9 protein-coding genes are annotated in these 11,784 nt (G+C 70.2%); 2 read left to right on the top strand and 7 right to left on the bottom strand.

The genetic code is table 11. From position 1 onward, the window contains the following. Positions 1-268: 268 nt before the first annotated feature. From FBY40_RS06650 to FBY40_RS06640, 3 genes are read right to left on the bottom strand one after another with little or no spacing between them, the layout of a single operon-like run. Positions 269-2,737, bottom strand: coding sequence for an ATP-dependent helicase (locus tag FBY40_RS06650; RefSeq protein WP_141937407.1), 2,469 nt, complete (start codon positions 2,735-2,737; stop codon positions 269-271). A 12-nt stretch (positions 2,738-2,749) separates the two neighbouring features. Further along, positions 2,750-3,799: a CNNM domain-containing protein gene (locus tag FBY40_RS06645; RefSeq protein WP_141937406.1), complete on the bottom strand. Its 1,050-nt coding sequence runs from the start codon at positions 3,797-3,799 to the stop codon at positions 2,750-2,752. Continuing rightward, positions 3,796-5,196: a hemolysin family protein gene (locus tag FBY40_RS06640; protein WP_141937404.1), complete on the bottom strand. Its 1,401-nt coding sequence runs from the start codon at positions 5,194-5,196 to the stop codon at positions 3,796-3,798. The genes FBY40_RS06645 and FBY40_RS06640 overlap by 4 nt, the downstream gene beginning before the upstream one ends. 176 nt (positions 5,197-5,372) lie before the next feature. Here FBY40_RS06640 and FBY40_RS06635 point away from each other — a divergent pair, with 176 nt between their 5' ends. Next, positions 5,373-6,413, top strand: a complete 1,041-nt coding sequence (locus FBY40_RS06635) for a lactonase family protein (RefSeq protein WP_141937402.1) — start codon at positions 5,373-5,375, stop codon at positions 6,411-6,413. 79 nt (positions 6,414-6,492) lie between these two features. Here FBY40_RS06635 and FBY40_RS06630 read toward each other — a convergent pair whose 3' ends face one another. Next, on the bottom strand, positions 6,493-6,888 hold the full coding sequence (locus FBY40_RS06630; protein ID WP_141937400.1) for a hypothetical protein: 396 nt from the start codon (positions 6,886-6,888) through the stop codon (positions 6,493-6,495). Positions 6,889-7,069: 181 nt separating this feature from the next. On the opposite strand from FBY40_RS06630, the gene FBY40_RS06625 reads away from it, so the two are divergent. After that, a complete protein-coding gene (locus FBY40_RS06625) occupies positions 7,070-8,056 on the top strand; it encodes an aldo/keto reductase (RefSeq protein WP_141937399.1) in 987 nt (328 codons plus the stop codon). A 345-nt stretch (positions 8,057-8,401) separates the two neighbouring features. Here the strand turns inward: FBY40_RS06625 and FBY40_RS06620 are convergent, their stop codons facing one another. The 3 genes from FBY40_RS06620 to FBY40_RS06610 all read right to left on the bottom strand — a co-directional run bounded on the left by FBY40_RS06620 (position 8,402) and on the right by FBY40_RS06610 (position 11,710). Next, entirely contained in the window at positions 8,402-9,547 is a 1,146-nt protein-coding gene (locus FBY40_RS06620) for an ABC transporter permease (RefSeq protein WP_141937397.1), read from the bottom strand. After that, positions 9,544-10,509 carry an ABC transporter ATP-binding protein gene (locus tag FBY40_RS06615; protein ID WP_141940060.1) on the bottom strand — a complete coding sequence of 322 codons (966 nt, stop codon included), beginning with the start codon at positions 10,507-10,509 and terminating at the stop codon, positions 9,544-9,546. The genes FBY40_RS06620 and FBY40_RS06615 overlap by 4 nt, the downstream gene beginning before the upstream one ends. A 187-nt stretch (positions 10,510-10,696) precedes the next feature. Further along, positions 10,697-11,710, bottom strand: a complete 1,014-nt coding sequence (locus FBY40_RS06610; RefSeq protein ID WP_141937396.1) for a hypothetical protein — start codon at positions 11,708-11,710, stop codon at positions 10,697-10,699. Positions 11,711-11,784 lie beyond the last annotated feature (74 nt).

The following is an 11,784-nucleotide window of genomic DNA, read 5'->3' as shown; positions in this document are numbered from 1 at the left end:
CGCCCGCCGCGAGCCGTCACAAAACGTCGCCCGAAACCACGGCAAGCAGCAGATCCTGACGGGTCGCGGACCCGCCAGCGCGGCCCGCCAGCGCGACCCGTCAGAAAACGCGGCCCGCATCCAGACCGAGCAGCAGATTCTGACGGGTCGCGGACCCGCCAGCGCGGCCCGTCAACGCGACCCGTCAGAAAACGCGGGCCGCATCGAGACCGAGCAGCAGAATTTGACGGGTCGCGCGACAACGCACGGCCGCGCGGCCAGCGTGCGGTTAGAGCTTCGCGATCGGTGCGATCTTCACCAGCAGCTTCTTCATGCCGACCTTCTCGAAGCGCACATGCGCGACGCGCTTCGCGCCCTCACCGGTGATCGCGTCGATGCGGCCCTCGCCGAAGTCGTCGTGACGGATGCGGTCTCCTGGCGCGAGCTCCATGTCGCCGTTATCGCGGACCTTCGCCGGGATGCGGTTGGCGAACTTCTCCAGCGATGTCGACTTCGGAACGAGGTCGTCACCGTACCGCCGGCCCGACCCCGACCCGCCGAAGCCCGACCCCGAGGAGCCCCGCTGCGCGTTGAGCGCCCGCGACTGCGTCCCGCCGCGTGAGTTGACGTCGCCCGGCGACTGGCGCCAGTCGAGCAGATCCGACGGGATCTCCTGCAGGAACCTGCTCGGCATTGCGACCGACACTTCGCCGAACTGCGCGCGGGTCATCGCCAGGGTCAGGTACAGGCGCTTGCGCGCCCGGGTGACGCCGACGTAGAACAGCCGCCGCTCCTCCTGCGGACCGCCCGGTTCGCCGGCCGAGATCCGGTGCGGGATCAGGTCTTCCTCCACACCGGTGAGGAACACCGCGTCGTACTCCAGCCCCTTCGCGGTGTGCATCGTCATGAGCGACACCGATCCCGAGGCATCCTCCAGGTCATCCGCGTCGGAGACCAGCGCCACCTCGGTGAGGAAGTCGACGATCGTCCCTTCCGGGTTGTTGCGCGCGAACTCGCGGGCCACGGCGACGAGCTCGTCGAGATTCTCCACGCGCGCCTCGTCCTGCGGGTCGCGGCTCGCGCGCAGCGCGTCGAGGTAGCCGCTCTTCGACAGCAGCAGCTGCAGCCCGTCGGCGACCGCGGTCGGCGGGGGCAGCTCGCCCGATGCGGGAAGCATGAGATCGGATGCCTCGGCGAGAACCGCATCCAGGTGCGCGATCGCCGCCTGGATCTTAGGTCCGACGCCCAGCGCCGAGGCATTGCCGAGCGCGTCGCGGAAGGTGATCTGCTCGTCGGCGGCATAGCGACTGATCGTCTCGATCGTCACGTCGCCGATGCCGCGGCGCGGCCGGTTGATGATGCGGCGCATCGCCATCTCATCGGCGGGATTCGCCACGGCGACGAGGTAGGCCAGCGCGTCCTTGATCTCGGCGCGCTCGTAGAACTTCGTGCCGCCCATGATCTTGTACGGCACGGCGGCGCGGATGAAGATCTCCTCCAGCGCACGCGACTGCGAGTTGGTGCGGTAGAAGACCGCCATCTGGTCGTACGGCACCCCGCCCTTGTGCAGCACCTCGATCTCGTCGGCGACGAACTGGGCCTCGTCGTGCTGCGAGTACCCGGTGAAGCCGACGATCTTCTCCCCCGCGCCGACGTCGGTCCACAGCCGCTTGTCTTTCCGGTCGAAGTTGTGGCTGATCACCGCGTTCGCCGCGGACAGGATGTTCTGCGTCGACCGGTAGTTCTGCTCGAGGAGCACCACCTTCGCGCCCGGGAAGTCGCGCTCGAACTCGCTGATGTTGCGGATGTCGGCTCCGCGGAACGCGTAGATCGACTGGTCGGAGTCGCCGACGACCGTCAGCGACGCCGCTTCCTCGGTCGCCGGCGCGTCGAAGATCATCATCCCGCCCGACGAAGCGATCGGGCCGCCGTCGGATCCCGGCGCCCGCGTCAGCTCGTGGATCAGCGCGTACTGCGAGTGGTTGGTGTCCTGGTACTCGTCCACGAGGATGTGCCGGAACCGCCGCCGGTACACATCCGCCACCTGCGGGAACGCCCGGAACAGGTACACCGTCTGAGCGATGAGGTCGTCGAAGTCGAACGCGTTCGCGCGCTGCAGCTCTCGCTGGTACGCCGCGAACACGTCGCAGAAGACTCGCTCGGCCGGGTCGTTCATGTTCGCCGACCGGGCGTACGACTCCGCATCGGCGAGCTCGTTCTTGAGCTTGGAGATCTTCCCCTGCACCGCGGAGGGCGTCAGTCCATAGGCATCCGCTTCATGCTCTTTCACCAGCCGCTTGACCAGCGCGCGCGAGTCGCCCGAGTCGTAGATCGTGAACGACTTGGTGAACCCGAACTGCTCGGCTTCGCGCCGCAGGATGCGCACGCACGCCGAGTGGAAGGTCGAGATCCACATGCCCTGCGATCGGTCGCCCACGAGCTGGTGCACGCGCTCGCGCATCTCACCGGCGGCCTTGTTGGTGAAGGTGATCGCGAGGATCTGGCTCGGCCACGCCTCTTTGTTGCGCAGCAGCGACGCGATGCGCCGCGTCAGCACGCTGGTCTTGCCCGAACCGGCGCCGGCGACGATGAGGAGCGCCTGACCGCGGTAGGTCACCGCCTCGCGCTGCTCGGGGTTGAGCCCGGCGAGCAGGTCTTCGTCGACGCGAGCGCCCGAGCCCGGTCGGGGCCCGCGATCGCCGTCGACGATGAGAGGGACGGATGCCGCGGGGCGCGCGGCCGGAGAGACGTCAGTCATTGCCCGTCAAGTCTAGGTCGGGCCCCCGACACCCGCCCCTCCCGCGATCGGCTGCGCGGCGGCATCCGGTCCGGGAAGCAGTTGCCCGAGAAGGTCGTCGATCGTGACCACGCCCAGCAGGCGCTGGCCGTCCACGACGATCGCCAGCTGCACGCGCCCACGGCGCATCCGCAGCAGCGTGTCGTACGCCGACGCGGCCGGCTCGACCACGAGCGGCTTCCGCGCGATCGCGGCGACCGGCGTCGTCGGGGTGAGCTTCAGCGTGTCGCGCACGTGCGCGACGGCGCATTCGGCGGTCGACCCCACGAGAATGCGAAGGTGCCCCGATTCCGCGGCCACGCGCTGCAGGTCGGCGACCGTGGCGTCGGCGGGGACGGATGTCGGCGCCCGGTCGACCCGGACGATCTCCCCCACCGTGCGCGTGCTCATGGCGATCGCCTGCGCGATCGGCTCGGAGTACTGCCGCTCGAGCGTGCCCGCCTCGCGCGAGTGCGCGACGAGTTCGCGGATGGTGTCCGCATCCTGGCCGCCTACCGCCGCCTTCTCGACGGGCTCGACGCCGGAAGCCCTGACGAGGCGGTTGGCGATGTGATTGATCCAGAGGAGGAACGGTCGCAGCGGCCAGGTCAGGGCGCGCGCCAGGATGCCGGTGGCTTTGGCCGCAACCTCGGGATGCGCGATCGCCCACGACTTGGGGGCCATCTCACCGACCACGAGGTGCAGGAAGGTCACCAGGATCAGGGCGAGCATGAACGCGATCACGCCCGAGAGCACCGCGGGCAGGCCCCACGCCTCCAAGACGGGGGCGAGGGCGTAGTCGATCGCCGGCTTGGTGATCGCGCCGAGGAGGAACGTGCAGGCGGTGATCCCCAGCTGGGCGAAGGCGAGCATGACCGTCAGCTCGTTCATTCCTCGCAGGGCCGCGCGCGCCGACGCACTGCGGTCGGCCTCCTGCTCCAGACGGTGCCGGCGGGCGGCGAGGAGGGCGAACTCGACGATGACGAAGAAGGCGCTGGCGATGATCAGCAGCGTCGTGATGAGAGCGACGATCCATCCGTTCATCGGTCCGCCTCCGTCTCCGCGCGGTCATCCGCATCAGGTTCGGCGTCGAGGTCCCGTTCGTGGAGATGAACGGTCAGCCGAGACGGCACATGCCGCTCGATCTCGAGCACCTCGATCTCGAGCCAGCGCTGGAGGTTCAGCCCCTGCACGGCCTCGCCCGCGCGCTCGGGCAGGTCGACCCGCACGACGGCACCCAGCGGCGGGAGGTCGCCGTGCTCGCTGATCGTCAGTCCCGCGACCGTCTCCGCACCGTCGCGCTCCAGATCGTGCCCGATGAGCCGCTCCAGCTCGTCGAGGTGGACGTCGCCCGGCACCGTCCACGACGCGTCGCCGTCGGAGGTCACCTCGTCCACGTCCAGGTCGTGCTCGTCGGAGATCTCCCCTACGACCTCTTCGGTCAGATCCTCCAGGGTGAGGATGCCGTCGAAGTTGCCGTACTCGTCGACGACGCAGGCCATCTCGTTGCGGGTGCGGCGCATCCGCTCGAGGGCGATCGGCAACCGCATGGATGTCGGCAGGACGACCGCCTCGCGCATCACGGTGGACACCGGCGCGGAGGGGTCGTAATGCCCGCGGAGCAGGTCGATGAGATTGACGATGCCGACCGGGGTGTCCTCGTCGCCGATGACCGGGTAGCGGGTGTGACCGGTCGACATCAACGACAGCACCTCGGCGATCGTGGTGTCGGGGCCTATGGAGTCGATGTGGGAACGCGGCACCATCGCGTGCTCGACATCGCGCTGCGGGAAGTCCAGGATGCGGTCGATGATGTTCGACAGATCATCGGGCAGGTCGCCGCTCGCGCGGGAGTCCTCGATGATCGCTTCCAGGTCGCGGGCGGTCGCGCTCTCGTCGACGTCTTCGAGCGGTTCGATGCGCAGAAGCCGCAGCAGCGCGTTCGCGGCGAGATCGAACACCGCGATGAGCCAGCCGAACAGCGTCAGGTAGATGCGCGTGGGGACGGCGAGTGCGCGCGCGAGCGGATCGGGGTTCGCGATCGCGAGGTTCTTCGGATACAGCTCGCCGAAGATCATCGTCACGATCGTCGCCAAGAGCAGGGCCCCGGTGGTGCCGATGATCACGGAGACCCCCGGGTCGAGTCCGACGCCGCCGAGCAGCGTGCCGATCGACTGCCCGATGAGCGGCTCGGCGACGTACCCGATGAGCAGGCCGGTGACCGTGATGCCCAGCTGCGCGCCCGAGAGCATGAAGGAGGTGCGCTTGGTGATCGAGAGCACCCGCCTCGCCTGCACGTCGCCCTTCTCGGCCTTGGCCGCCATCCGCGAACGGTCGACGGACATGTAGGCGAACTCCTGGGCGACGAAGAAGCCGCAGGCGACGATGATCGCCAGTGTGACGATGATGCCCAGCAGCAGGGTCAGTGTCGCCGCCAGCATCCGGATTCACCCCCTCGCGAATGGAGGGGGTACGAAGATCGACCCTCCTGGTCGGTGGAGGTTCGGTGGTGGCGCACGGATTGCTCCCGTGGGTCAGTGGCGGGGGATCTCCACGATACGGGATCGTCGGAGGCCCGCCACTCGGCGCCAGCCGTGAATCGACCTACGATCGAGGGATGACCGAACCTGCGCTCGTGCTCGTTGCCAACGCCGGAGGCGGCTCGATCAGCGTCTTCCGTTTCGACGGAGAGCGGATGACGCGTCTCGCCGTCACGGAGGGGCTCCCCGCGTGCTCGACCTTCGCCGTCGACGCTGCGCGCGACCTCGTCTACGCGGGAGTGAAGGGGTCGAAGGAGGGCGAGCCCGCCGGCATCGTCACCCTCGTGCTCGACAGGGAGAGCGGTCTTCTCGAGCCGCGCTCACGGCTCGACCTCCCCGACGGCGGCATGAACTATCTCGCGCTCACACGCGACGGCGCGGGTCTGCTCGGCGCGGCCTACAGCGGCGGGTACGGCATCTCGTGCCGGATCGACGACGGGGTCGTCGGCGAGCCGGTGAGCCGGGTCGAGTTCGCGAACCTGCACGCGGTGCTGCCGAGCGCCGACGGGCGCTTCGCGTACTTCGTCTCACTCGGCGACGACCTCGTCGCCCAGTACGCGCTCGACGATGACCTGGCGCTCGTCCCGCTCGACCCCGAGACCGTGGCGGCGCCCGCGGGCAGCGGCCCCCGTCACCTCGTGGTGAGCGCCGCGCAGGATGCGGTGTACGTGCTGACGGAGTTCTCGGGCGAGGTTCTGCGCTACGCCCGCGACACGGTCGACGGCACGCTGCGTCTGGTCGACGCGGCGACGGCGTTCGACACGACGAAGGACCTGAAGCACAGCACCTTCGGCGCCGACCCGATGGCGGGGCACCTCATCTGGGGCGCCGACCTGCACTTCGGGGCCGACGAAGCGTTCCTCTGGGCGACCGAGCGCACCGAGAGCACCCTCGCGGCTGTCGCCGTGGGCGCCGACGGCTCGGTCACGTCACCGAGCCGGTTCTTCGTCACCGAGCCGCAGCCGCGCGGCTTCGCGCTGAGCGCGGACGGACGTTTCCTCGTCGCCGCCGGTGAGCGCTCGACGACCGTGTCGCTGTACGCGGTCCACGGCGACGCGCTCGACCTCGTCCAGCAGGTGGAGACCGGTCGCGGCGCGAACTGGGTCCGCTTCGTCTGACCCCCCGCTCCTCCCCTCCCTCCCCCACTCCCGCCGAGGGTGCACTCCCTCCCGCCGAGGGTGCGCACCGCCGGGAGGGTCAGCGGAACAGCGCCTCGTACTCCGCGACCTCTACCACCCCGGCCGCACCCGCGACCAGCATCGCGTCTTCGGTGATGATCGCGTCGGCCTGCAGCTTCGCGACCGCAAGATATTCGGCCGGGCCCGCGTCATCCCAGTCCCGCTCGCGTGCAAGCGCGAACGCTGTCGCTCGCGACACCCGATCGGCCAGGACCCGCACTCTCTGCGACGCGAGCGCCTCGAGCGTCCGCTTCGCCGCGCGGTCATCGAGCCGTCCGGCCCGAACGTCGGCGTAGACGGCACGCAGGGCGTCCGACCGCATGATCGCGGGCGCGACGAGGGAGTGCGTGCTCGCGACATCCCGCCCATCAGCAAGAAGTCGCAACGCTGTCGCCGCATCGATGGCGAATCTCATGCGTCGAGCCTGCCACCGGTCGCCGACGCCCGCGAGGGTGCATGAACGGATGCCGGGCCGCCACGCGTCCCCGAGGCGGGATGTGTCGACTCCGTTTTCCTGCCGGCGCCTCGCGGCGTAGCGTCATGCGAGGAGCGTTCGGATCGCCTCCCAAGGCCTGAATTCCGGAAAGTGAGACACGATGCACGCACGCACCCTCGGTCAAGGGCTGGAGGTCTCGGCGGTCGGACTCGGATGCATGGGGATGTCGCAGAGCTACGGCCCGAACCCCGGCAGCCGCGAGGACATGATCGGTGTCCTCCGCGCGGCGGTCGACCTCGGGGTCACCCTGTTCGACACCGCGGAGGTGTACGGGCCGTACGTCAACGAGGAACTCGTCGGCGAGGCGCTCGCGCCGGTGCGCGACCAGGTCGTGATCGCCACGAAGTTCGGGTGGGACATCCACGACGGCAAGAGCGTCGGGGTCAACAGCCGCCCTGATCACATCCGACGCGTCGCCGATGCGTCGCTCCGGCGGCTCGGCACCGACGTCATCGACCTCTTCTACCAGCACCGTGTCGACCCCGAGGTCCCGATCGAGGACGTCGCCGGCGCTGTCGCCGACCTCGTCGCCGAAGGCAAGGTGCGGCACTTCGGCCTTTCCGAGGCATCGGTCGGGACGATTCGCCGTGCGCACGCGGTGTACCCCGTCACTGCGCTGCAGAGCGAATACTCGCTGTGGACGCGTGATCCCGAAACCGATGTGCTGCCCGTCGTCGCCGAGCTCGGCATCGGGTTCGTGCCCTTCAGTCCGCTCGGCCGCGGGTACCTCACCGGCACGATGGACGCGTCGACGACGCTGGCCGACGACGACATGCGTCGCGCACTCCCCCGGTTCGAGAAGGAGAACCTCGAGGCCAACCGCGCGCTCATCGACCATGTCGCGAAGCTCGCGGAGACGAAGGGGGCGACGCCGGGGCAGGTCGCGCTGGCGTGGCTGCTGGCGCAGCATCCCTGGATCGTGCCGATCCCCGGTACCCGGCGGATCGAGCGCATCCGCGAGAACATCGCCGCGACGACCGTTGCGCTGTCCGCGGATGAGCGCGACGACCTCGACCGGCTCGCGCAGCGCATCGGGGTTCAGGGCGAGCGCTACAACGCGCAGCACTTCCGTTTCGTCGACCGCTGATCGCGCTTCCCGCCTTCCCCCTCCGCGAGGGTGCACTCCCTGAGCGCGAGGGTGCACTCCCCTCCCGCGAGGGTGCACTCCTCCTGCCTGAGGGTGCTCCTTTCGAGGGCCATGAACAAGTGCACCCTCACGGGGAGTGAACGCACCCTCACGGGGAGTGAACGCACCCTCACGGGGAACGAGTGCACCCCCGCGGGGAACGAGTGCACCCCCGCGGGGAACGAGTGCACCCCCGCGCGGAGCGAGTGCACCGCCGCGGGGAACGAGTGCACCCTCGCGCGGAACGAGTGCACCCTCGCGCGGGGCGGGGCGGGGCGGGGCGGCGGGGCGGGGCGGGGCGGGGCGCTAGGCGATGCGGGTGCCCGGGGGAAGCCGCCGCGACGGCGTGTGCGTCCGCACCGCGGCACGCCACATCAGCAGCGCCAGGAGCGCCAGCTGCACACCGAGCCCCACGAACCAGCTCGGCACGGTGCCCGCGACCTGCTCCTCGGCCGTCGGGTACGCCTCGCCGGGTTCCAGGGTGGCGTTCTCGCACTCGTCGTAGACCTGCTGCGTCTCGGGCGCGATCTGCGCGGTGCGCACCCCGACCTTGAGCGTCCCGAACGCATCGACCGGGTATCCGTCGCGCCACACCGTCGGCGTCGCATCGGCGAGGATCACGAACGGGTTCGCCGACAGCAGCCACCACACGCGGTCGAACCGCGGCACGGTGTAGGTCGAGGTCATCCACTCGCCGCACACGTAGTCGGGCTCCTCCACCCCGGGCCCGAATCCGAGGTCGACGCACTCCGGCGACGGCGAGGTCGCCCCGGGCTCGGCCGTCATGCACTCCTCGGGCACCTGCATCGGCTCCTGGAACACCGGCTGCAGGTACCGCTGCCGCGACTCGATCTCGGTCGGGAAGGCCGTGCCCACGAGCCCGAACGCGATGGGCGTCCCCACGACGAGCGCGGCCACGGTCAGATAGGTCACCGCCACCGAGAAGAGAGGACGAGCGAGGATGCCGCTGAGCGCGACCCCCAGGCCCGCGACGATAGCCACCTCGATGATGAGGATCACCAGCGACACCAGCAGCACGTCGGGCCGGACCTCGCCGAACACCGCGGCGAAGATGAGGAACGGCGCCGCGACGACGAGGAAAGCGAGTCCCGTGATCCACGCCGCCAGGAATTTGCCGACGATGATGTCGGTCGTCGTCGCGAGCGTCACCTGCACGGGCGCCAGCGTCGCCGCATCGCGGTCGCCGTTGATGGCGTTGCCGCTGAGGGTGGGCGAGACGAGCACCACCAGCAGCAGCACGAAGAACACGATGATCGAGTACGCCGTGCTCCCCGCCTCCTGGAACGCGTCGCGCGGCACCGAGATGAAGGTCAGCGCGGTCACGCCGAGCAGCAGCAGGCCGAAGATCCCGAGCAGCACGTACCAGGCGACGCTGCGCACACGCTGGGTCAGTTCCAGACGGATGATGGTGGCGATGCGCTGAGCGTTCATCGGTCGCCCTCCCCCGTGGTCGAGGTATCGCCCGTCGCCGCCGCACCCTCGCGCAGGTCGAGCAGGGTCTGCTCGAGCCGGCCGGTCGACGGAGCGAACTCCGCCACGGCGATCCCCGCACCGACGATCGCCGCGAGCCCCACGGCGGCATCGGCGTCGCTCGCGAAGGCGACGAGCGCGCCGGCGCGGTCGCCCGTGACATCCGTCCGTCCCAGCGCCGCCGCGATCGCGCCCTGCGCGGCGAGCACATCGCCGTCGGCGACTCGCACGCGCCAGTACCGCTGACGCTGCGCCGACGCCGCGACCCGGTCGGCTGAGACCGACTCACCGGCGATGAGGAACGCCGCGTCGTCGACGAGCTCCTCGAGCTCGGAGAGGATGTGGCTCGAGATCAGAACCGTGCGCCCGTCGTCGGCGAGTCGGCGCAGCAGCACCCGCAGGTGCACGCGCGACTCGGGGTCGAGGCCCGAGGCCGGCTCGTCGAGCAACAGCACCCGCGGGTTGTGCACCAGCGCGCGGGCGAGTCCGAGGCGTTGCTTCTGTCCGCGCGAGAGCACACGCGCGGGCGACCCGGCGAGCGCCCGCAGATCGAGCAAGTCGATGAGCGCCTCGGCACGTTGCACGGCCTCATCGCGCGGCAGGTCGTACAGGCGCCCGGTCGTGACGAGGGTCTCGCGCACCGTGAGAGAACCCCACGCCCCGAGCGCGTCGGGCATCCAGCCGATGACGGCGCGCGCCCGCTGCGGCTCGGCGACGGGGTCGATGCCGGCGACCCGGATCTCGCCCGCATCGGGAGCCAGAAGCGACGACAGCATCAGCAGCAGCGTGGTCTTGCCCGACCCATTGGGCCCGACGAGCCCGGTGACCTTGCCGGGGAGGGCGTGCAGACTCACATCGCGCACGGCGTGGACATCACCGAACGACCGGCGAACGTGCGTGGCGACGATCCCCTCCGAGACGATCCCGTCCGAGACGACCCCGCCCGAGGCGATCCCGTCGCCGCCCACGGCCGCAGCAGAGGGGTCGGGCGCGGGGGCGTCAGGCATGGTCACGGGTTGGCATCATCACGGTCAGGCAGGTCACGCGGCTCAGCCTAGGGTGCCGCCCCGACAAACCCGAGGAACACCGGATGTACGTTTTCCGAGAATCTCACTCAGGAAGCGTGCCGGCACGTGTGCCCCGTGCCGGGAACGCCAGCGCGGCACCGACGACGCACAGCACGCCGCCGGCCGTCGCCGCCCACCAGGCCGCGGCGACGGGGAACTCCAGCCACACGTACGGCGCAGCCGCCAGTCCGCCGAGCGGCGCGAGCGAGGTCGCCCACGCCTCCGCGACGGTCTGCCCGCCGATGATCCCGATGACCAGCGCCGGAAGCGCGAGCCCCGCACCGATCGCCGCGAGCACGAACCCGGTGGCCGCCCTGGGACCCACCTGCATCACGAGCGCCCATGCCGCCGCGACGAACACCCAGACGAGCAGCACCGCCGCGATGAGCGCATAGATCCAGCGCAGCACCGGCTCGGTCCACAGGGCCGACCACGCCGCCGCCGGGCCCCCGATCGCGACCGGGATCAGTGTCCACACGCAGCGCAGCACCACCGCACCCCCGGCGGCGGCCAGCACCGGCCACGGCGAGCGCGCACCTACGAGCGCGCGCAGCACGAGGACGGTCACGCACCATCCGCTCATCACGATCACAAGGTGCACCCACGAGAGGAACGAGGTCTGCACCGCCCGCGTGCCAAGGAGCAGGGCTCCTGGAACGAGGATGAGCAGCCACTTGTCCAGCTGCAGCAGGCCGAGCGTCGACTCCCGGGCCCGCCAGGGCCGGGTCGAGCCCAGCCAGCTCGCGCGCGCGGCCGCGGCCCCCGGCCGACGCACCAGCCGCGTGCGTGCGGCGAACATGCCGATCACACCCCAGATGAGGGCGAGAAGGAGGATGCCGCGGGCCAGCCACGCCATGAAGGCGTCTCGTCCGGTGTCGGCAGCGGCCGCACCCGTCAGCTGAACCCCGATCGTGGTGTCATCGACCACCGGGCTCTCTCCGGCGGGAAGCACCTGGAGAGTGGTGAGGACGACCGCGGTCACCAAGCCGACGGCCAGCACCCCGGCCACGGCGGCCGCGACGCCGGCGAGGATGCCCCGCCGTGTCACCGTCGCCATCCGATAACGCTAACGGATGCCGCGGCCCACGCCCGACCTGTCGTGATCGGCCGCTCTGCGGCATCCTGGAATGA

Source organism: Microbacterium sp. SLBN-154, assembly GCF_006715565.1.
Taxonomy (GTDB): Bacteria; Actinomycetota; Actinomycetes; order Actinomycetales; family Microbacteriaceae; genus Microbacterium.
This window is presented reverse-complemented; position numbering and strand designations above follow the sequence as displayed.